This window comes from Roseateles sp. YR242, assembly GCF_900109745.1.
Classification (GTDB): Bacteria; Pseudomonadota; Gammaproteobacteria; order Burkholderiales; family Burkholderiaceae_C; genus Roseateles.
This window is the reverse complement of sequence record NZ_FOAV01000002.1, coordinates 482,398-503,443: the sequence shown is the minus strand read 5'-3', so window position 1 is coordinate 503,443 and position 21,046 is coordinate 482,398. Positions and strand designations below refer to the sequence as shown.

General features: G+C 66.9%; 23 protein-coding genes. 11 read left to right on the top strand and 12 right to left on the bottom strand.

What is annotated here, in order from left to right:
* Position 1: 1 nt before the first annotated feature.
* Positions 2–868 carry a metallophosphoesterase gene (locus tag BMY53_RS05880; protein WP_092944593.1) on the top strand — a complete coding sequence of 289 codons (867 nt, stop codon included), beginning with the start codon at positions 2–4 and terminating at the stop codon, positions 866–868.
* A 28-nt stretch (positions 869–896) separates the two neighbouring features.
* Here the strand turns inward: BMY53_RS05880 and BMY53_RS05875 are convergent, their stop codons facing one another.
* The 11 genes from BMY53_RS05875 to BMY53_RS05825 form a co-directional block, all read right to left on the bottom strand.
* On the bottom strand, positions 897–1,847 hold the full coding sequence (locus BMY53_RS05875) for a 2-hydroxyacid dehydrogenase (protein ID WP_092944591.1): 951 nt from the start codon (positions 1,845–1,847) through the stop codon (positions 897–899).
* Between the two features lie 233 nt (positions 1,848–2,080).
* Complete coding sequence (locus tag BMY53_RS05870; RefSeq protein ID WP_092944589.1) at positions 2,081–2,626, bottom strand: DUF805 domain-containing protein; 546 nt, start codon at positions 2,624–2,626, stop codon at positions 2,081–2,083.
* A 24-nt stretch (positions 2,627–2,650) separates the two neighbouring features.
* Positions 2,651–4,021, bottom strand: a complete 1,371-nt coding sequence (locus BMY53_RS05865) for a DUF58 domain-containing protein (RefSeq protein WP_092944587.1) — start codon at positions 4,019–4,021, stop codon at positions 2,651–2,653.
* Positions 4,021–5,001, bottom strand: coding sequence for an AAA family ATPase (locus BMY53_RS05860; protein WP_092944585.1), 981 nt, complete (start codon positions 4,999–5,001; stop codon positions 4,021–4,023). Before BMY53_RS05860 ends, BMY53_RS05865 begins: the two co-directional genes overlap by 1 nt.
* Positions 4,998–6,278, bottom strand: coding sequence for a DUF4350 domain-containing protein (locus BMY53_RS05855; RefSeq protein ID WP_092944583.1), 1,281 nt, complete (start codon positions 6,276–6,278; stop codon positions 4,998–5,000). Before BMY53_RS05855 ends, BMY53_RS05860 begins: the two co-directional genes overlap by 4 nt.
* On the bottom strand, positions 6,275–7,087 hold the full coding sequence (locus tag BMY53_RS05850) for a DUF4129 domain-containing protein (protein WP_143073932.1): 813 nt from the start codon (positions 7,085–7,087) through the stop codon (positions 6,275–6,277). The genes BMY53_RS05855 and BMY53_RS05850 overlap by 4 nt, the downstream gene beginning before the upstream one ends.
* Positions 7,074–7,820: a hypothetical protein gene (locus BMY53_RS05845; protein WP_092944579.1), complete on the bottom strand. Its 747-nt coding sequence runs from the start codon at positions 7,818–7,820 to the stop codon at positions 7,074–7,076. Before BMY53_RS05845 ends, BMY53_RS05850 begins: the two co-directional genes overlap by 14 nt.
* Positions 7,810–8,778, bottom strand: coding sequence for a stage II sporulation protein M (locus BMY53_RS05840; protein ID WP_092944577.1), 969 nt, complete (start codon positions 8,776–8,778; stop codon positions 7,810–7,812). Before BMY53_RS05840 ends, BMY53_RS05845 begins: the two co-directional genes overlap by 11 nt.
* On the bottom strand, positions 8,775–9,497 hold the full coding sequence (locus BMY53_RS05835; protein ID WP_255370048.1) for an RDD family protein: 723 nt from the start codon (positions 9,495–9,497) through the stop codon (positions 8,775–8,777). The genes BMY53_RS05840 and BMY53_RS05835 overlap by 4 nt, the downstream gene beginning before the upstream one ends.
* Before the next feature lie 2 nt (positions 9,498–9,499).
* Complete coding sequence (locus tag BMY53_RS05830) at positions 9,500–10,021, bottom strand: RDD family protein (RefSeq protein ID WP_092944575.1); 522 nt, start codon at positions 10,019–10,021, stop codon at positions 9,500–9,502.
* A 238-nt stretch (positions 10,022–10,259) separates the two neighbouring features.
* A complete protein-coding gene (locus BMY53_RS05825) occupies positions 10,260–10,862 on the bottom strand; it encodes a short chain dehydrogenase (protein ID WP_092944573.1) in 603 nt (200 codons plus the stop codon).
* A gap of 104 nt (positions 10,863–10,966) precedes the next feature.
* On the opposite strand from BMY53_RS05825, the gene BMY53_RS05820 reads away from it, so the two are divergent.
* The 4 genes from BMY53_RS05820 to BMY53_RS05805 all read left to right on the top strand — a co-directional run bounded on the left by BMY53_RS05820 (position 10,967) and on the right by BMY53_RS05805 (position 13,256).
* Positions 10,967–11,878: a LysR family transcriptional regulator gene (locus BMY53_RS05820; protein WP_092944571.1), complete on the top strand. Its 912-nt coding sequence runs from the start codon at positions 10,967–10,969 to the stop codon at positions 11,876–11,878.
* Positions 11,879–11,963: 85 nt separating this feature from the next.
* Complete coding sequence (locus BMY53_RS05815) at positions 11,964–12,194, top strand: hypothetical protein (protein WP_092944569.1); 231 nt, start codon at positions 11,964–11,966, stop codon at positions 12,192–12,194.
* A gap of 48 nt (positions 12,195–12,242) precedes the next feature.
* Complete coding sequence (locus BMY53_RS05810) at positions 12,243–12,998, top strand: class II aldolase/adducin family protein (RefSeq protein ID WP_092944567.1); 756 nt, start codon at positions 12,243–12,245, stop codon at positions 12,996–12,998.
* Positions 12,999–13,064: 66 nt separating this feature from the next.
* Positions 13,065–13,256, top strand: coding sequence for a 4-oxalocrotonate tautomerase (locus BMY53_RS05805; protein WP_092944565.1), 192 nt, complete (start codon positions 13,065–13,067; stop codon positions 13,254–13,256).
* 3 nt (positions 13,257–13,259) lie between these two features.
* Here BMY53_RS05805 and BMY53_RS05800 read toward each other — a convergent pair whose 3' ends face one another.
* Positions 13,260–14,183, bottom strand: coding sequence for a LysR substrate-binding domain-containing protein (locus BMY53_RS05800; protein ID WP_310732099.1), 924 nt, complete (start codon positions 14,181–14,183; stop codon positions 13,260–13,262).
* A 105-nt stretch (positions 14,184–14,288) separates the two neighbouring features.
* Between BMY53_RS05800 and BMY53_RS05795 the strand changes: the two genes are divergently transcribed.
* The 6 genes from BMY53_RS05795 (at position 14,289) to BMY53_RS05770 (ending at position 21,038) form a co-directional block, all read left to right on the top strand.
* Entirely contained in the window at positions 14,289–15,455 is a 1,167-nt protein-coding gene (locus tag BMY53_RS05795; RefSeq protein WP_092944563.1) for a mandelate racemase/muconate lactonizing enzyme family protein, read from the top strand.
* A 217-nt stretch (positions 15,456–15,672) separates the two neighbouring features.
* Complete coding sequence (locus BMY53_RS05790) at positions 15,673–16,644, top strand: PhnD/SsuA/transferrin family substrate-binding protein (RefSeq protein WP_092944561.1); 972 nt, start codon at positions 15,673–15,675, stop codon at positions 16,642–16,644.
* 17 nt (positions 16,645–16,661) lie between these two features.
* Positions 16,662–17,687, top strand: a complete 1,026-nt coding sequence (locus BMY53_RS05785; RefSeq protein WP_092944559.1) for an amidohydrolase family protein — start codon at positions 16,662–16,664, stop codon at positions 17,685–17,687.
* Between the two features lie 9 nt (positions 17,688–17,696).
* A complete protein-coding gene (locus BMY53_RS05780) occupies positions 17,697–18,542 on the top strand; it encodes an amidohydrolase family protein (protein WP_092944557.1) in 846 nt (281 codons plus the stop codon).
* Positions 18,543–18,557: 15 nt separating this feature from the next.
* A complete protein-coding gene (locus tag BMY53_RS05775) occupies positions 18,558–19,871 on the top strand; it encodes an MFS transporter (RefSeq protein ID WP_092944555.1) in 1,314 nt (437 codons plus the stop codon).
* Positions 19,872–20,051: 180 nt separating this feature from the next.
* Positions 20,052–21,038: a DODA-type extradiol aromatic ring-opening family dioxygenase gene (locus BMY53_RS05770; protein WP_092944553.1), complete on the top strand. Its 987-nt coding sequence runs from the start codon at positions 20,052–20,054 to the stop codon at positions 21,036–21,038.
* The last annotated feature ends 8 nt before the right edge of the window (positions 21,039–21,046 follow it).

The window sequence follows — 21,046 nt, the reverse complement described above, 5'->3', positions numbered from 1 at the left end:
CATGATCGCTTTCCTGTTCCGCTGGCTCCGCAGGCTGCTGAAGCTTGTGCTTGTTCTCCTGCTCATCCTGGCCCTGCTTGCCACCTGGATGATCCTCATCGAACCCCGCTGGGTCGCGCATCGCGACATCGACGTGGCCGTGCCCGACTGGAAGGGGCCACAGGGCTTGAAGGTCGCCGTGGCGTCCGACTGGCACATCGGCCATGAGGCGATCCAGCGCGTGATGACCGTCGAACGCGCCACGGCCATCGTCCAGGACATCAATGCGGCCCAACCGGATGTGGTGCTGCTGCCGGGCGACTTCATGTCGGGCCAGGGCGAGGATGGCACCACACCGGAACAGATCGCCGCTGTGCTGGGCGGCCTCAAGGCGACGCACGGGGTTTATGCCGTCCTGGGCAACCACGACTGGTGGACCAACGGCCCTCGCTTCACGCAGGCCCTGCAGGCTGCGGGCGTGACGGTGCTGCTCAATGAGTCCGCGCCACTGCCCGGTACCGCGCTCTGGGTGGTGGGCATTGGCGACCGGGTCACCGGTCACAGCGACCCGGCACAGGCCATGCGCCGGGTCCCGGCCGGTGCGCAGACGCTGACGCTCATGCACGATCCGGCCAGCGCCCGCCTTCTGCCCAAGGGCACGGGCCTCACGGTGGCCGGTCACACCCACGGTGGGCAGGTGTGGATCCCCTTCTACGGCTCCATCGTTGCGCCGCATGGATGGCCACGCACGCAGACGTATGGCTGGGTCAACGTGGGCCGACAGAAGGTCTACATCACCAGCGGCCTGGGCGTGAGCATCTATCCGGTGCGCTTCAACATGCGCCCGGAGTGGGTGATGTTCAACCTGAAGGCGGCTGCGAAGCCATAACCACGGCTTGAACCGCCGGACCGTTGAACTACAGGGGCACGGCGGTCACCGCCGGCCTGCCGGCCAGCACCTCGCGCAGGTTCTCCAGCGCGAGCGCCAGCATCCGGTCACGCGTCTGATGCGTGGCGGAGCCGGCATGGGGCGACAGCAACACCTTGGGCAGGCGCCGCAACGGGGATTCACCCAGCGGCTCCTTGTCGAAGACATCCAGCGCCGCACCGCGCAGGCGGCCGTTGGTCAGCGCCTGGATCAGCGCCGGCTCCTCGACCACGGTGCCGCGTGAGACGTTGACCAGCCATCCATCGTCCAGGGCTGCCAGCACACGTGCGTCGATCAGCCCACGCGTGGCTTCTCCTCCCGGGCAACTCAGGATGAGCACATCCGACTCCGCGGCCAGTTCAATCACGCCGCCCACGTGGCGCCACGGCAGGTCCTGCTGCAGCCGGCCGCCGCCATAGGCGATCCGCGCGCCGAAAGGCTCCAAGCGCCGAGCGATGCCCTTGCCGATCCGGCCCAGCCCCACGATGCCGACACGCAGGCCTTCGAGGCTGGTGGTGAGCGCATAGGCGCCACCGGTCCATTGGCCTTCGCGCACAAACCGGTCCGACTGCGGGATCTCGCGCAGCAGGCCCAGCAGCAGGCCCACGGCCAGCTCGCACACCGCTGCGTCCAGCACGCCCGGCGTATTGGTCACCACAATGCCCTGCTCGCGTGCGGCCGCCAGCGGAACGCCGTCATAACCCACGCCGAAGTTGGAAATGATCTTCAGCGCCGGCAGCCGTGCAATCAGGGCCGGGTCGGCCTTGGCGTTGCCACGCATGAGCAGGCCACGGACCGAGGTCCTCAGCGATTCATCGGCCAGGGCCTGGTCCAGCGTGACCGGGCGATAGGCCTGATCAATGCGCGCCTGGTGCTCAGCGGGGAATGCGCCGATCTGGACCAGGGGCTCGCGAGTCGCGTGGGGGAACGGTTGGTTCATAAGGTCGGGCCCGGGGGCGGTCTCTTGCATGACTGTGAACCTTATCAGTTATGCAGCGCGCCGGACTGCGGCGAAAAGGCCGGATGTCGGCGATCGGCCCCGAGATGCCCTCACACCGCCCGACCGTTGCCGAACCTGCGTGCCAGGGCGGATGGCCAGGGCGGACAGCGAGGGCAGGTGGCGAGGGCAGGTGGCGAGGGCGGATCGCGAGAGCCAGCCAGACGATGCGCAGATCAGGGCTGCTGCTGCGACGCTTGCTGTGGCGCCTGCGCCTTCTTCATGTAGTTCATGTAGGCGGGAATCGAAATGGCTGCCAGGACGCCGATGACGAAGATGACGGGCAACACCAGGGCCAGGACGCGAACGCCCGTTGTGTTGGCCGGGGGCGGTGGACCGAAGCGGTTCGGACCCTGAGTTCCCGGCCAGAAGATCCAGGCCAGGCCGATGAGCGGGATGAAGAAGGTGGCCGACCACCAGCCGCTGATGTTCATGTCATGGCAGCGCTTGATGCCGGTGACGATGGTGAATGCGAACAACGCAAGGTAGAGCGCGGTGTTCACCACGATGGCCAGCACCGAGCCACGGAAGACCAGGGTCAACAGCCCCGCCACCACGGCATGGATGAGCGACGCGCCAGTGACATACGCCAGATAGCGCAGCCGACCCACTCGGCCATTGGCGGAGAAGTAGTTGAGTTCCGACGTGCCTTCGTGCTCGGCGGCCACATCGGCCACCATGGCGGTGGGCGGTGCGTACTGATTCAGTGCAGGTTCAATCATGGGTTCCTCCTCGTCAAGAAATCATCAAAGCAGTCCGGAGCGCTTCACCTGGTGATACCGGTTCACCAGTGTGGCGGCCAGTGCGCGCGGTTCAACGTCGATGGACAGCCGGTCGTGGTCCACCACGCGGGCAAAGGCGTCCTGGCGGGCCTGCGACAGCAGATGCGCGCTGGCCACGGCCACCGCGTCTTCCGTCGTGGTGATCGGTTGCGTGGCAATGCTGCCCAGAGCGGTCTCGCGCAGGCTGGCCAGCAGCACCAGGTGGCGGCGGCGCAGCAGGCGCAGGGCCGGCTGAAGCTCCGGTGAATCCTCGTCCCGGAAATTGGTCAGCACGATGATCAGCGAGCGGCGGCGCAGCCGGCGGGACATGTCCTCCGCCGCCGCCAGGTAGTCGGAATGGTGGCCACCGGGCTGCAGGTCATGCATCCGGTTCATCAATGCATTGAGCGTGGCCATGCCCTTGCGCGGCGCGCAGTCGCGGCGCTGGCCAGCCTCGCAACCGAAGGTCATGGCGCCGACCTCGTCGCCCTCGCTGAGCGCCACATAGGCCAGCAGCATCATGGCGTCGAGCGCGTCGTCGAAGTGGCTGGCGCCACGCTGGCCGTCCGACTGCTCGTCCGCCCGCATGCGCCGGCCGCAGTCCAGCAGGAACATCACGCACTGGTCGCGCTCATCCTGGTACTCACGCACCACGGGCTTGCGGTGCCGCAGGGAGGCTTTCACGTCGAGATGGCGAAGTGGATCTCCACGGCGGTATTCCGCCAGCTGCCGGAAGTCCGTGCCCTGGCCACGCTGGACGAAGTCCTTGATGCCGATCTGCGCCAGCCGGCGGTCTCCGGAAAGCCAGGCATAGCGCGCCAGGGCTGCGAAGTTGGGATACACGCGCAGCTTGTGGGCCTCGCCCACGGTCTTTCGCACTTCGAAGATGCCGCCACGGGTGCGCCAGAGCAACTGCGTGCGCCCCAACTGCACCACGCCCCGCTCGCGTGCCGTGACCCGGATGTTCACGGCGCTGCGCGTCTGGGCGGCCACGCTGAGTGTCCTGGGCAGGCCTTCGAAGTCGAGCAGCGGATCCAGCTCGTCAAACACCTGAAGTTGCCAGGTCAGCGGGCCGGCATTCACCAGGTCCAGCTTGAGCTCGGTGGGCGCACCAATGGCCAGGGCAGCCGGCAAATGGCGCTCTACCCGAACGCCATCACGTGCCCACAGGCGAAGGCTGCGCCACAGGTCCACGGCAGCAGCCAGCAGCAACGTGGCCAGCAACCCGAGGCCCACCGGCGCGGCAACGCCCAGGGGCGCGCCCACCGACAGGGCAGCGGTGAAGGCCAGCCCCACCGCCACCAGCACCCCAATGCTGGCCCGCGTGGGCAGGATGACGCGACTGGCAGTGTTCATCAGAGCCGCGGCGCCTCCACGCTCTCCAGGGCTGCCTGCAGCAGGTCGTCCAGATCACGCCCTTCGATCTGCGCATCCGGCGCCATCGTCACGCGGTGGCGCAGGACGGCCAGCGCCTGCCGCGCCACGTCATCCGGGGTGATGAAATCGCGGCCGTTGATGAGGGCCACGGCACGTGCCGCACGCACCAGGGCGACGCTGGCGCGTGGGCCGGCACCCATCTCGATGCCGGGCCAGTGGCGGGTGGACCGCACCACGCGCACGGCATAGTCGATGACCTTGGTGTCTGCATGCACCTCACCTGCCAGCCGCTGGAGTTCCTGCACCTGCACGTCGTCCAGCACCGGCTGCACCGCCTCCAGCGGCAGCTCATGGCCGGCACGTCCGGTGGTGACCAGCTGCACCACGGCCGTCTCTTCATCGTGGGTGGGATAGCCGATCAGGATCTTGAGCAGGAAGCGGTCCAGCTGGGCCTCGGGCAGCGGGTAGGTGCCTTCGGTGTCCACCGGGTTCTGTGTGGCCATCACCATGAAGGGGCGGGGCAACGCCAGCGTCTGGCCTTCCAGGGTGGCCTGGAATTCCTGCATCACTTCCAGCAGGGCGCTCTGGGTCTTGGCCGGTGCGCGGTTGATTTCATCCGCCAGCAGCAGGTTGGTGAAGACCGGGCCCTTGCGCACGCGCAGCCGCCCCAGGCCGGCGCCGGTGTCGTCGAGCACGCTGTGGCCGATGACGTCAGCGGGCATCAGGTCCGGCGTGAATTGCAGGCGCGAATACTGCAGGCGCACCGCCTGGGCCAGTGCCCGGGCCAGCAGAGTCTTGCCCAGTCCAGGCACCCCTTCCACCAGCACATGGCCGGAGGCCACCACAGCCACCAGAAGCTGTTCCACCACCGGCGCCTGGCCCACCACGGCCTTGCTGATTTCCTGGCGCAGGGCGTGCAGCCATTGCGTGGCGAGCTTGAGCTCCTCGGGCTTGATCATCGCGGATGTCTTTCGTCGTGGGTTCTTTGGAGACGGCGTCGGGCCGATTCGAGCAACTGCAGGCGCTGCGGCAGCTCCGCGCGGGTGCAGAAGCGGGCGGAGAGGGCAGCAAAAAGTTCTGGCTGCGAGGTGCCGGTGGCCTCGGCAATGCGTTGGGCGCGCTCATGCACCGGCAGGCGGCTGTAGCCGGCCAGGCGCCGCGTGGCGGTGTCATCCAGTGCTCGTTGCTGGGCCGCCAGCAGCGCTTCGCTGCCATGGCGGTGCAGGTAGGACCCCAGGCCGCGCACCTGCTCCGAGATCGAGCGGCGCAGGCGAGGCGCTGGCGCCAGTTGCGGGCCAAAGCGCACCGCGCCGCGCCAAAGGGCAGCCAGCAGCGCCAGCGCGCCGAAGACCACCGCAATCCAGCCGCTGTGCCACAGCCAGGGCACCAGGGATTCGCGCTTTTCGTTGAGGTAGAGCCAGACGGTGGCCCCGGGTTCGGCTTGCAAGGCGGCGCTCAGCAGCAAGGCGTGGTCACATTCCAGAGCCTGGCGGTTCTGGAAGGCGAAGCCGGAACTGTTGAGCACGGTCACGCTGCCCTCGCCGACCGCCAGTCGCAGGCCCTGTGCACCGGGGCCCTGGTTCAGCTGCCAGGTGGGGGTTGCCGTGCCGGGTTGAAGCTTCAGCCGCACGCCCCAGTGGAACATGCCGCAGGCCCGGTATTGGCCGAAACCGTCCGACAGCATCGGCTGGGCGGGACGAGCAGTGGCCTTGCCATGGTCGGGAACCGCTGTCGGCAGCACGTCCTCGTCCTCGTCTTCGTCGCCAACCTCGTCGTCTTTCTCTGCTGCCGATGCGGCCGGCTTGGGCTGGGCCGCGGACGCCGCCGAGGCAGGCATCGGGAAGAGCCGCTCCTTCACGTTGATTGCGTCCACGGGCACCCAGTCGCCGAGATCGGTTGCGTCCCAGTCCGTCCCTTGGAGCAGCACCAGGTGGCCGCCTTGCAACACCCACTGGTGCAGGCGTTCGGCACGCGTCGGCACCAGGCTCCAGTCATCGGTGAGCAGCACCAGGCGGGCGTGGGGCGGCGGCATCGGGTCCAGCGTGTCATGGTGGACCGCCTGCAGGCCCAACTTGCGCATCAGCTGCTCAAAGGCATAGACGGGGTTCTCCCGCGCCTCGCCGGTCGCCCCGCGGGGCACCTTGCGCTCGGCCCACTCGGTGTTGGCGGAGAGCCACCAGCCGCTGGCTGCCAGCGCCAGCAGGGCCAGTCCCCACCACAAGCGGTCGCGCGTCATGGCGCAGCTCCTGCAGGCAGGCAGGTGTCGAAGTCCGAGCACAGCTGTTCAAAGTCTCCGGCCAGCATGTCGCGGCGGGCATAGGCCACCAGCTGCCAGCCCGTCACCAGTTGCACCAGGAAGCTCTGGGACGCAGGCCCCAGGCGCGTGGCGGAGAGCGCCAGGCATTCGCTTTCGGTGCTGGCCGCGCGGATCGGCACACCGTGGCCGTGCACCAGCCGCGACAGTGCGCCCCGGTACAGCAGCGACAGGGCGGCGCGCGTGTCGCCGCGCTGCCACAGCCCGCGCGCGGCGGCGCCAATATCAGCGGGCAGGCTTTCTGGCCGGATGTCCAGCGAGCCGACATGGGTGGGCGGCACGGCAGCCACCTTGGGGCCGCCACTGCGCAACTGGACCCAGTCCCGCACGCGCAGCACCACCCAGATCAGCAGCGCGGCGCCGGCCAGCCACATCAACACCCGCAGGCCGGTCGAGAGGTTGGCCAGCAGTTCGGTCCACCAGCGGGCACCACTGCTGGGCTCGCGTTCGTTCTTGTCCTTGTCCTTGGACGTCTTGAAGCGCAGGTATTTTTGGGGCTGGGTGCCGGGCAGCAGCGGGTCGGCCTTGACGGCCTCCACCGCATCCCGCACGGCGCTGGCGCTGATGGCCGGCGCCGATGCGGCGGCGGCAGTCTCCGCCACCTCGGCCACTTCTGCCGCCTCTGCCACCTCTGCCGCCTCTGCGCTAGCCGGCGCCGAGGCGCTGGTCTGACCCTGCGCCTGGACCGCCCACAGCACCATGACCATCAACAGGACGTCACGCAAACGCACGGCGGAACTCCTGCTCGATATCCCAGGCTTCCAGCACCACGCGCCGGTTCAGGTACATGGCAAAACCGGCCGCCACATAGAAGGGTTCCAGGAACAGCACCACCAGCACGTACGCGCACGAAACGACCAGATCCAGACCCAGCTGGCCCGCCGCATGCGCCTCGGGATTGATGATCCAGTCCCACACGCCGGACCGGCTCTGTTCCGGCGCCATCCACCACACCAGCGCCAGCACGGAATAGCTCAGCACGGCTTCAGCGTGAACAAAGGCGACCTGCAGCGCCGTGGCTGCGCCACGGTTCTCATTGAGCAGGAGCTTGGTGCGCTTGCGGCGGCGAGCGCCGGTCTGGCCCTCCAACTGCTCGATTGGCTGGGTGTAGGCGCGCCACGGCGAGAACCGCCGCCACAGCAGGGTCCGCCAGAATTGGCCGCCGAACACTTGCCGCCGTGCGCGCCACAGATCGGCCCATCGCGTGGCTTCACCAAACACGGCGCGCGACATCACGAACAGCAGGCCACGGTCCAGCCAGGGCTTGAGCCAGAACACGATCAGGACGGGCAACCAGCCGGCGATGTCTACCGTGCACAGCGCCACAGCCGCCACGGCCAGCAGCACGGGCGCGAAGCAGCGCCAGATTGACTTCGCCTGGCCACGCACCAGCGCCAGCCCGAGGTCACACGCCTCGCTCTGGCTGCGCGGGCGCAGCGTGACGGCCAGGCCTTCAACGCGCATGAACACTCCCTCGGCCCATCAGGCACAACCACAGCAGCACCAGGGCCCAGCACAGGCTGGCCACCACAAACTTCACCCACGGCTCCACCCAGGCGGCGGAGGACCAGAACGCCTCGAAGCCGGCCGCAATCAGCAACAGGAAGAACGCGGCGTAGACCAGTGGCACGGCCGCTCGGGCGGCGGCCTTCAATGCCTCCACGCGCGAGAGCCGGCCGGGCATGAGCCAGCCCAGCCCCATGCGCAGGCCGGCCGCGCCGGACAGCACGATGCCGGTCAGTTCAAAGGCCGAGTGCGTGGCCACGAAGGGCCAGAAGTTGTGGCCCAGGCCGGCACGCTGAAGGTGCCCCGCCACCACGCCGATCTGCAGGCCGTTGAATACCAGCACAAAGGCGCTGCCCACACCGGCGAGGATGCCGGCGCCAAAGCAGCGGAAGCCGATGCCGATGTTGTTGAAGATGTAGTGGCCCAGCATCTGCCAGTCGCTGGCGGCCTCGCGAATGCGGCCGATCGATTCCCGGCCGTCGCCATACATCGACTCATAGTTGCGCAGCTGAGTGGCTTCCAGCACCCGCAGGGCGAAGTCGGGGCTGTGCCAGGCCAGCGCAAAGGACAGAGCCAGCGGCAGCGTGAACAGCACAAAGGCCAACCACACATACCGGTGCTGCGCCCGCACGGCGCCGGGCAACTCCACCCTCAGCAGGCGGCCCAGTGCGGCCAGGCCGTAATCCTGGCGACGGTAGACGAGCTGATGGGCGTCCTGCGCGAGTGTCTCCAGCCGCGCCACCAGATGAATCGGATAAGCGCGGGACTGGGCCAGCGCCAGGTGCTCGCATACACGCCGGTAGCGCGCGGCCAGCAGCGCGCCGTCCACGGTCCTGCCTTGCTGGGCGACCGTGATCTGCTCGGCAAACGCATCCCACATGGCGCCGTATTCCGCCTCGAAGCGAATCGGGGTCATGTGCGCTTTCCCATCAGCCACTGCGCCACGCCCATCAGGCGCTCGGAAGGGCTGCGTCGGGGCTCATCCGGTGGGGGCACCGGCAGCACCGGCGCGGCCAGCAGGGCTAGTTCTTCAAAGCGCTCCGGCGTGAGGCGCCTGGCCCGCCCGGCCCAGGAGCGGATGGCCGCCTGTTCCTGCTGGCTCAGCGGCCGTGCCGGTGCCAGGCTGGCGGCTTCAGGCGGTTGGTCATGCAGCACCACGGGCTTGGTGTAGACCACCAGTGTTCCGGCGGCCAGGTCACCCAGGCGCTTGCATTCGCGGTTTAGCAGCAGGGTGATGATGCCAAAGGCATAACCCAGCGGCAGGAAGTCGGCCACGCGCAGCAGGTTGCGGGTGACCGAGGCTGCCGGTGTCACCGGCAGGCCGGTGTCCATCACCACCCGCAGCCCCAGCGCCCGCTTGCCGGGCGTGGCACCCGAGCGGGTGAGCTCGAACACGATGGGGTAGAGCCATTCCACCAAAAACATGCCGATCAGGAACAGCCCACCGCCCAGGCGGCCGAGCGAGCCCAGCAGCAAGGCCAGGGCCATGTCGATCAGCATGCGGAACAACAGGTCCAGCATGAAGGCCATGGTTCTGGCCACGAGCCCGGCGGGCCGCAGCGAGAGCACGATGCCTTCGGGCGTTTCAACCTGCGCCAGCGTGTCGATGCGCTGGGCGGTAGCGGCGGGATGCACGTTCAGAGCTTGATGACCTGGGTGTCCGCAATGTTGTCGTGCAGGCACTTGCGTGATTCACGGAAGATCAGCACCGAGTCCACCAGACCGAAGATCCCCGACAGCACCAGATTGGCGTTGACGAGATAACCGATGCCGTAGCGCAGCCCCAGCATGCGCCACACCTCTACGGGTGAGCCATCGGTGCGGACGATGCGCAGCTTGAAGATCATCTTTCCGAGGGTCTGCCCGCGCTTGACCAGCGGCCAGCCCTGCACAAGCACGAAAACGCCAAAGCTGACGATGTTGGGAATGAGGTTCCAGCCGCTCCAGTCCTCGTTGCTGTCAGCGAACGGATTGATCCCGCTGGGGAGGCCCGGGATCTTGCCGATCACCCAGAGCAGCGCGGCGAGGATCAGGCCATCAATGATGACCGCCAGCAGCCGCGTGCCACGCCCGGCCAGCCCCGGCGTGCCAGTGGCAGGTGCCAGGTCTTCCACATGCGCCTCGGGCGGCGCAAAACGTTGGTCCACGGTTCCCGACATGGAGACTCCCTCAAATCGTTGCTGAGATTATTGTTGTGAGGGATTCTGTCAGTGAAAGGGCCGAGGGGCTATGGGTGGGTTCACCCAATTGGCTCACCCCTCGGGGGGATTGAGACCGGCGCAGTGCTGCGGTGCATGATTTCAGTTCGTGATGAATGTCACGAATCGACGGTGAGCCGATCGGGACTGCCGATCAGGGCTGCCGACCAGAACTACCGACCAGAACTGCCGATCAGGCTCATTGCCAGACGCGATAGACCCGCCCCGTCTGCGCCCCTTCGACGCTGCGCACATACGCCTGCGCCACACGCACCGCCGGGACGGTCTCAAAGCCGGGGAAGACGGCGCCGTAGGCGTTCTGTGATTCGGTCAGCAGCGTTGGGCTGATGGCGTTGATGCGTTGGCCTCGTAGCAGCTCAATGGCTGCGCCCTTCACAAACCCCTCAACCGCAGCGTTCACCGCGCTGGCGTTGGTGCCATGCCGAATGGGTTCTTCTGCCACGATGCCGGTGGTGAGCGTGATGGAGCCGCCGTCGCGCAGCACATGTTGACCCAGCAGCGCCAGCCGCACCTGGCCCAGCAGCTTGTTCTGCAGGCCCACCTCGAAGTCCACCGGCCGCATGGTGCCGAGCGGTCCGAAGAACAACGCGCCGGCGGTCGAGACAATCGCATCCAGCGGCCCGGTGGCCTTGAACAGTGCCTCGACGCTGTCGTCCCGCGTGATGTCCACCCGATAGTCGCCATGCTCGCGGCCTGCGCTGAGCACCTCATGCCGCTGCGCGAGGGCCGACGCCACCGCCCGACCCACCGTGCCGCTGGCACCAATCACCAGAATCTTCATGGTCTGACTCCTTCATGCAAATACGGAAGCCCTGATTGTTTTGATAATCGATGCTTCGATAAATGCAACGGCGGTAAGCTGATCACGAACTTCAGATTAGGAATATGGATAAGCTGCGCGCAATGGAGGTGTTGGTGTCCGTGGCGGAGAAGGGGAGTTTCACGGCTGCTGCCGAAGCACTGGACCTCTCCCCCGTGATGGTGGGCAAATACATCCAGGCGCTGGAGGCGCAGCTGGGTGGACGGTTGCTGGAGCGCACCACCCGCCGCCAACGGCTGACCGAACTGGGGGCGGCCTATCTGGAGCGCTCCCGCGAGGTGCTGTCCAGCGTCCGTGCGGCGGACAGCGTGGCGGAAAGCCTGCAGGCAGAGCCGCATGGCACCCTGCGCATCACGGCACCGGTGTCTTACGGTGCCGCCCGTCTGGCACCGGTTCTGGCGGACTATGTGGCGCGGTATCCCCACGTCGATCTGGACCTCAATCTCAACGACCGTGTGGTGGAGCTGGCCGAAGAGGGCTTTGACTGCGGCATCCGCATGGGCCCCACCCATGACGACTCGCTGATTGCGAGGCCGTTGGCCGCCTCCCACATGTGGGTGGCGGCCAGCCCGGCCTGGGTGAAGCGGCACGGGCGCCCCAGGCACCCGTCCGAGCTGGAGGGGCAGGCCTTGCTGGGCTTCTCGGCCTGGGGCCGCAGCCATGCCTGGCGCTTCACCCGCGGCACGGAAACCGTGCAGGTGCCGGTGCGCGGCCCGTTCGCCACCAACAACGGGCAAGCCCTGCTCGCGGCGGCCGTGGCCGGCATGGGCGTGGTGGTGCAGGCGGACGTGTTGCTCGCGCCAGCCTTGGCGGCTGGTCGGTTGGTGCCTTTGCTGCCAGGCTGGGCGTTGCCGTCCCGGGCGGTGGCCATCGTCCGGCTGGGCGAGCGCCGGCCCAGCGCGAAGTTGCGCAGCTTTGTGGACTTCGTGGTGGAGCGGCTGGGTGACGCGCCCCAACGCCAACCGCCACGCTCATGAACTATCCTTCGCCCACCAAGCTCGGCCCCTTCCGCCGTGGACCCATCGAGGACGGTCAGCGACCGCCTGGAGAAGCCTCCGCCCCATGAGATCCCTGCTGCTCATTCTTCTGACCGCCGCTGTGTCCTGGTGGCTCAGTGACATCCACTCCCATGCGCTGTTTCGAGGCTGGATCTGGCCGGCGGTCTTTGTGCTGTGCCTGGTGGCATTGGCTGTCTGGTTCTACCGGCGCACCCGACCCGGCGACCGCGGGGACGCCGATGGCTGGGATCTGTGCGACAGCTGTTTTTTCTCCTGCTCCGGCTGGCATGACTGATCAAACGCATCTTGCACAATAACGGCTCCCTGACCGACCGCAGCCGCCATGTCCACCTCGACCCCTGCCCGCGCGCGAACCGAAGCCGAGGTCCGTGTGGACCTTGCCGCCGCTTATCGGCTGGCGGCGCTGGCCGGATGGGACGACACGGTCTATACCCACCTGTCCGCCACCGTGCCGGGTGAGCCCGGCGTCTATCTCATCAATGAATTCGGCCTGGGTTTTGACGAGGTCTGTGCGTCCAACCTGGTGAAGGTCGACGTGCACGGCCGGGTGGTGGACGGCACGAACCGCCGCGTCAATCCCAGCGGCTTTGCCATCCACGGCGCGGTGCATGCGGGCCGGCCCGATGTGGCGTGTGTGGTCCACCTGCATGCGCCGTGGGGCGTGGCACTCGCCATGGTGCCCGGCGGCTTGCAGCCCACCTCGCAGTGGGCCATGCGGCTGTACGGCCGCCTCGGACGCCACCCCTATGAAGGCCTGGCGCTGGGGCCCGAAGAACAGCAGCGGCTGGTGGCCCATCTCGGCGCGCTCGATGGCCTCATTCTCGAGAACCACGGCACCCTCACCGTGGGCCGTTCCGTGGCGGAGGCCTACATGCTGATGCACATCCTGGAGCGAGCAGCCCAGGCGCAGCTGCAGGCCATGGCCGCCACTGGCGGGCGTATCCAGGCCGTCAACCATGAGCTGGCCAGCCTCACCCATCGCCAATGGGTCGGGGACGCCTCGGAGTGGGACGGCGATGTGGAATGGCCCGCCCTGCTCAGGCGGCTGGACCGGCGCTCGCCCGGATTTCGCGAATGACCCGCCGCGTCCGCACCACCGCTACGCAACACCCCACCTCCATCCCGAACTCACAAGGAGATTTTCATGCCCACCCTGCGTGTTGAACTTTTCGACGGCCGTACGGCTGAACAGAAGGCCGAACTGGCCAAGGAACTGACCGCTGCCTGCGTGCGGGTGCTGGGCGGCAGCCCGGATGGCGTGGACGTGCTGTTCTTCGAAGTGCCGCGTGAGCACTGGGCAACGGGTGGCGTGCTCTGGAGCGAAAAAGGCCAATAAGCGTCAGCCCGTGGCCTGGGACGCAGCGGCCCAGAACGCGTCCGCGGCCTCGCCCAGCGCGCCGCGGTCACGATAGAGCCGCAGCGCGAGGTCGATTGTCCATGCCGGGCCGGCGGCCAGCACCAGACGGCCGCTGGCCAGATCGCTGCTCACCAGAATCTCGGGCAGCCAGGCCAGGCCCCGGCCGTCCATGGCCATGGTGCGCAGCACCGAGGCCAACTGCGCGGTCATGCCTGCCTGTGCGGCGAGCCGGGCATAGGGAGCGCCCTTGAGCTCACGCAGCAAGCGGCCGATGCCCGATTCAAAGCCGTAGGTCAGCAGCTTTCCCGCCACCTCCACACCGCCAACGGTGTCCTCCACCAGCCGGTGCATGGGTGCGCCGCCCGCGTCTGGCGCACTCACCGGCAGCAGCCGGTCCGAGCCCAGCACGGCGAAGGGGTAACCCGCCTCGTCCAGCGCACCGCGCACGCTGGCATGGCCATGCGTCAGCACGAACTGCACCTGCCCCTTCAGCAGCAGGGCCTCGCATTTCTCGTGCACATCCGAATCCAGCTGTACCGGCCCTACGGGCAGGCGCTGTTCCAGCGTGTGCAGCCAGCGCGGCAGGAAGGTGAAGGAGAGCGCATGCGTGGCGGCCAGCCGCAGCGTGCGTGAGCTGGCCTCCGCCACGGCGCGCGCTTCCAGCGGCACCCGGGTGACGTGGGCCTGCAAGTCCTGGGCGGCCTTGCGGAACCATTCACCGGCCGGGGTCACCCGCGCGGGCTGGGTATTGCGGTCGAACAGGTCCACCCCCAGCCATTCCTCCAGCGCCCGGATGCGGCGGCTGAAGGCGGGCTGGGTCATGTGGCGCTCCTCGGCCGCGCGGGAGAAGTTGCCAGAGGCGGCCAGCGCCATGAAATCATCGATCCACGTCAGGTTCATCGTCATGGCGGTGCTTTCAAAGCATCAAGCCCTAAAGAAAAATGAATTGGCCGGCGACCGGCCTCGGGGAGGAACATGCGAGCCATCTGAAACACACGTGGAGACAGTTCTGTGAAGATCGTCGAAATCAGGGAGAAAACCCTCCCCATCAGCAGCCCGATCCGCAACGCCTACATCGACTTTAGCAAGATGACGCTCAGCCTCGTGGCCGTCATTACCGATGTGATCCGCGACGGCAAACCGGTGGTCGGCTACGGCTTCAACTCCAACGGTCGTTATGGGCAGGGCATGCTCATGCGCGAGCGCTTCATCCCGCGCATTCTCGAAGCAGACCCCGCCTCGCTGGTGGACGCCACCGGCAACAACCTGGACCCGCACAAGGTCTGGGCCGCCATGTTCACCAACGAGAAGCCCGGCGGGCATGGTGAGCGCTCGGTGGCCATCGGCACCATCGACATGGCGGTGTGGGATGCGGTGGCCAAGATCGAAGGCAAGCCGCTGTTCCAGCTGCTGGCCGACCGTTATGGCAACGGGCAGCCCAACCGCAAGGTCTTTGTGTATGCCGCGGGGGGCTACTACTACCCCGGCCAGGATCACGGCAAGCTCAAGGACGAGATGCGCAGCTACATCGACCGGGGCTACTCGGTGGTGAAGAAGAAGATCGGCGGCGCCTCGCTGGATGAGGACCTGCGCCGCATCGACTCCATCCTCAGTGTGCTGGGCGACGGCCAGAAGCTCTGTGTGGACGCCAACGGCCGGTTCGACCTGGACACCGCCATCCAGTACGCCAAGGCGCTCTCGCAATACGACCTCTTCTGGTACGAGGAAGCCGGTGACCCGCTCGATTTCGAGTTGCAGGCCACGCTGCGCAGCTACTACAAGAACCCGATGGCGACGGGCGAAAACCTGTTTTCCATGCAGGACGCTCGCAACCTGATCCGTTACGGCGGCATGCGCCCGGACCGGGACTACCTGCAGTTTGACTGCGCGTTGAGCTACGGCCTGGTGGAGTACCTGCGCACACTGGACATGCTGAAGGAACACGGCTGGTCGGCCAGCCGCTGCGTGCCGCATGGCGGTCACCAGATGTCGCTCAACATTGCCGCCGGCCTGGGGCTGGGCGGCAACGAGTCCTATCCGGACCTGTTCCAACCGTTCGGCGGTTTCCCTGACGGGGTGAAGGTGGAGAACAGCCATGTCACCCTGCCGGACCTGCCGGGCATCGGCTTCGAGGGCAAGGCCGATCTGTATCGGGAGATGAAGGCCTTGTCCGCCTGAGTCCTCCCCCGCGCCTGGCGCGATCCGATCGCCCCAGGCCATGGCCATTCCCATGCCCCCCCGGACCATCGGCCAAAGAAAAGTGCCAGCGAATCTCCTTTTTGTATAGAGGCAGATCGACGCCTTTTCCCTAATCTTCCAATCATCGCACCACGTCCGAAACGTCTCTTTGCAAGCGTTTCGGACGGCTGGTTGGAAGCCTTAGAGGAGAAGCACGTTGGCTGGAAAAGTCCATCTCAAGATTGCCATCGCCGAGCACCCGCACACCTCGGCCATTCGCAGCGGCGCCATTCCCATCGAGGGCGTGGACGCCGAGTTCATCACCGTCCAGCCCCAGATCGGCGCCTTCCGCCGCATGGTGCGGGATATCGAGTTCGACGTCTGCGAACTCGCGCCCACCACCTACATCATTGCCCGCGCCTACGGCGCGCCCTTCGTGGCGCTGCCCATCTTCGTGGTGCGCCGCTTCCACCACAGCGGCTTGCTGGTACGCCCGGACGCGGGCATCCGCACACCCAAGGACCTGGAAGGCAAGCAGGTGGGCGTGCGGGCCTATTCCGTCACCACCGGGGTGTGGACGCGCCAGGTCCTGATTGACGAATTCGGTCTCGACGCCGCCAAGGTCACCTGGGTGGTGGACGATGAGGAACACGTCACCCAACTCCAGCTGCCGCCCAACGTCATCCATGCGCCCGCTGGCCGTTCACTGGCGGACATGATGGCCCAGGGGGAACTGGCCGCCGGGTTCGCGGCCGCCGCCGGCATCGGCCGGACCGGAGCGCCCACGGGCGGATGGAAGGAGGTGGAGGCCGACTACCCGGACCTGCTGCCCAATGCCGCCACCCTGGAAGCCGAGTACTACGCGCGCACCGGCGTCTACCCCATGCACGGCACCATCGTTGTCAAGGACTCGGTGCTGGCCGAGCACCCGTGGGTTGCCCAGTCGATCTTCAACGCCTTCGATCAAGCCAAGCAGGCGTGGCTGGCCCGCCTGGACGCCGGCCAGGCCACCACGCCCGGCGACCGGAAATATGCGGACCTGCGCAAGATCGTCGGCCATGACCCACTGCCCTATGGCCTGCAGGAGAACCTCCGGACCATCGAGACGCTGGAGGCCACCGCCTTCAAGCAGGGCCTGACGCCGCGTCGCATGTCCACGGGCGAGCTGTTTGTCGACCCCGCCCGCTGATTCCATCGGAACCGACCATGATCATCGATTGCCACGGTCACTTCACGACCGTCCCCGCATCCTTCCGTGACTGGCGCGCCCGCCAGGTGGCCGCCGCCAACGACCCTGCCAACGCACCACCACGGTCCGGCGCGCATGTGAGCGACGACGAGATCCGCGACGGTGTGGGCAACGGCCAGCTCCGCCTGCAGCGCGAGCGCGGCAGCGACCTGACACTGTTCTCGCCCATTGCCGGCCTGATGAGCCACCACCTGGGCAACGAGCGCACCAGCCTGGAATGGGCCGAGGTGTCCAACGATCTGGTCCGCCGTGTCTGTGACCTGTATCCGGACAACTTCGTCCCGGTGTGCCAGCTGCCGCAATCGCCATTGGCGCCACCGAAAAATTCCATCCCCGAGCTGCGCCGCTGTGTGGAGGAGCTCGGCTTCGTGGGCTGCAACCTCAACCCGGACCCGACCGGCGGCTACTGGACCGGCAAGCCCATGACCGACCGTGAGTGGTACCCGCTCTACGAAGTGTTGTGCGAGCTGGACGTGCCCGCCATGATCCACGTGGCCGCGTCCTGCAACCCCTGCTTCCATGGCACCGGTGCTCACTACCTGAATGCCGACACCTCCGTCTTCATGCAGCTGCTGCAGGCCGACCTGTTCAAGGACTTCCCGACCCTGCGGTTCGTGATCCCGCACGGCGGTGGCGCGGTGCCCTACCACTGGGGCCGTTATCGCGGCATGTCGCTGGAGATCGCCCAGCGGCCGCTGGAGGGCCTGCTGGACAACGTCTTCTTCGACACCTGTGTCTACCACCACCCCGGGGTGGAACTGCTGACCAAGGTGGTGCCGACCAGCAATGTGCTGTTCGGCTCCGAAATGATCGGCGCCGTGCGGGGCCGCGACCCCAACACCGGCGAGTACTTCGACGACACCAAGCGCTACATCGACGCCTGCGACGCACTGGATGCCGAAGACCGCGCCGCCATCTACGAACTCAATGCCCGCCGCGTGTACCCCCGCCTGGACGCGCTGCTGCGCGCCCGCGGGCAGTAAGGGAAGGCCATGACCTACATCGACATTCACCCCCACATCATCTCGGACGATGAGACCCGCTATCCGCCAGCGCCGCTCTTCGGCAAGCGGTCGGAATGGTCCCAGGAACGCCCCAGCACCGTGGCGGCGCTGATCGAGGCGATGGATGCGGCCGGCGTGGCCAAGGCTGCCGTGGTGCATTCCTCCACGACCTATGGCTTCGACAATGCCTATGTGGTGGACGGCTGCAACCAGTATGCGGACCGGCTGGTCGCCGTCGGCTCGGTGGACATGCTGGCCGACGACGTGGCCACCGTCATCAAGCGTTGGGCGGACAAGGGCCTGGCCGGGCTGCGCATCTTTACCGGCGGTTCCACCAAGGACTTCGACCCCAGCGAGCTGGACAACCCCCAGTCCTTCCGCGCCTGGGAGATGCTGGCCGAACTGGGCCTGCCCATGTGCATCCAGACCGGCCCCATCGGCCTGCCCCAGGTCACTTTGCTGGCGAAGAAGTTCCCGCAGGTGGACATCATCCTGGACCACCTCGGAAGACCCGATGTGCTGGATGGCCCGCCCTACAAGAGGGCCGACAGCCTCTGGGCCCTGGCCGACATTCCCAACATCTTCCTGAAACTCACGCCGCGTATCTTCGCGGACGTGAAGAAGGACCAGGCCAGTGCCGAGACCTTCTTCCCGCGCGTGGTGGAGGCGTTTGGCGCGAGCCGCATGGCCTGGGGCTCCAACTTCCCGACCTCGCCCGGCACGCTTGGGGAGATCCTCGCCACCGCGCAGGAGGGGCTGGCCAGCCTGCGCGAGGAGGACCGTCAATGGATCTTCGGCAAGACCGCGCAGCTGCTCTATCCCGCATTGGCCTGAGCGCCCAGGACCGACATGGAGACCAACCAAGCACCGATGAGCAGCTCCAGCCGCTGGACCGTCCTGGCCCTGCTGGCCCTGGGGGTGCTCATTTCCTTCGTGGACCGCACCAGCATCTCCTCCGCGCTGGCGGACAAGTCCTTTGTGCAGCAGTTCGCGCTGAGCAGCGTGGACCGGGGCTGGATCAATTCCGCCTTCTTCTGGTCCTATGGCCTGTTCCAGATTCCCATGGGCTGGGTGGCGGACCGCTATGGCGTGAAGTGGCCCTACGCCATCTGCTTTGCCCTGTGGTGCGTGGCCACGGCGCTGATGGGGGCGGTGTCGGCGCTCGGCGCGCTGATCGTGATGCGGCTGATCATCGGCGCGGCAGAAGCGGTGGTGATCCCGGCCAGCTATCGCTGGATCCGCAACCACTTCGACGAAAGCCAGAACGGCCTGGCGGTGGGCATCTTTGCGATGGGCAACAAGTTCGGCCCGGCCATTGGCGCCCCCGTGGGCGCCTGGTTGATCGTCAACCATTCCTGGCAGGTGATGTTCATCGCCACCGGCATGGTGGGCATGGTGTGGCTGCTGCCCTGGCTCGGCCTGGTGCGCAACGACTTTCCCTCCAGGGAGGAACTGGCCGTGGCCAAGCGCCGTGCCGGGTCGGTGACGCTGTCCAGCATCCTCACCAGCCCGGTGGTGTGGGGCGGCATGATCAACAACTTCTGCTACGGCTACTTCACGTTCTATTGCATGACGTGGATGCCGGCCTACCTGGTGGAACAGCGTGGCCTGTCGCTGGGCGAGTCCGGTCTCTACACCTTCTTCAGCTTCGCAGGCATCGCCATCGTGGCGGCGGCTGCGGGCTGGGTGGCAGACCGGCTCATTGCGCGCGGCGGCAATGCGGTGTTCGTCCGCAAGGCGTTTGTGATCTCGGGCTTCGTCGGCGGCTGCACGGTGCTGCTGGGGGCCTATGCCAGCACGCTGGACATGGCGCTGTTCTGGAATGTCTTCTCGCTGTCCTTCCTGGGCCTGGCCACGGCCAACAACCTCGCGCTGAGCCGCCTGACGCTGATCCCCAAGCAGGCCATCGGTCTGGTGACCGGTGTGCAGCAGGTGGCCACCAGCCTGGCCGGGGGGGTGGCCGCCAGCCTCTCTGGCTGGTTGCTGCATGTGGGGGGCAACTACGACCTGCCCATGATGGCCATCTTTGTTTTCCTGATCATCGGTGCGGCGGCCACAGCCATCCTGCTGCGGCCCCAGTGGGCACCGAAGGTTCGCGAGGAGCCCGCTGCCCCCCTCGACGACACGCCCCCCATCCTGAACGCACCGCCCGTGCCCCGCTGACGCCGCACGCCCAGGCGCAAGGGGCGGGGCTCAGGACGGGAAACAGGACCGGCAACAGGACCGGAAACAGGACCGGAAACAGGACAGAACCCAGGCCCATCCACTCACCAACGTCACGGCCGCGCCCTCGCCGCCGCAGGGCGTTGCTTTGTCAAAAACATCCAATCGGCTGAAGAGCACATGGCAAAAATCGTATTCGGGATGGCAGTGCCCCACAGCGGCATGCTCGGCCAGGCGCCGGAAGACTGGCTGAAGAACGGCGAGCGGGACCGCAACAATCCCGAGCTCTGGTTCCGCAACCGCACCTGGACCTACCCCGAGCTGGAGGCCCATCGCGGCGCGCAGTTCGAGAAGTTCCTGACGCTGGAGGAGCGGACCGCCCGTGCCGACCGGTGCCGTACCGCGCTGGACGAAATGGCCCGGGCCTACCAGCGGGCGAACGTGGACGTGGCCATCATCCTGGGCAAGGACCAGAAGGAGATCTTCACCGACTTCTCGCCCTCCATCGCCATCTACAGCGGCCAGGAGGTCCACAACGGGCCGCCGCAGCGATCGGTCTACGCACCGGACCACCACGTGGTGCACCAGTGCCATCCGCAACTGGCCACCTATCTGATCAACAGCTTCCAGCGTGAAGGCTTCGACCTCACCGACCTCTTCGCCTGGCCGGACAACGTGTGGATGAAGCCGCTGCCGGACTATCCGGTGGTGCCGCATGCGTACAGCTTCGTCTACCACCAGATCATGGGCGACCAACCGCCGCCGCATGTGCCGGTCATCATGAACTGCTTCTATCCGCCGACGCAGCCGTCGATGTCGCGCTGCATTGAATTCGGGCGGGTGCTGTGCGAGGCCATCAAGGCGTGGCCGGACGATGTGCGCGTCGGGATCATCGCGTCCGGCGGCCTCTCTCACTTCGTCAACGACGAGGAATTCGACCACCGCATCATGAAGATGCTGGCCGACTACGACTACGACGCCCTGGCGGCGGTGGACGACCGCTCCTACCAGTCCGGAACCTCGGAGATCAAGCTCTACGTGAGCGTGATGAAGGCCCTGCAAGAAACGGGCGCCGAGATGACGGTCGTGGACTACGTGCCCTGCTGGCGCACACCCGCCGGCACCGGCGAAGGCATGGGCTTCATGTACTGGGACGCCTCGCGCTGAGCCCGGCA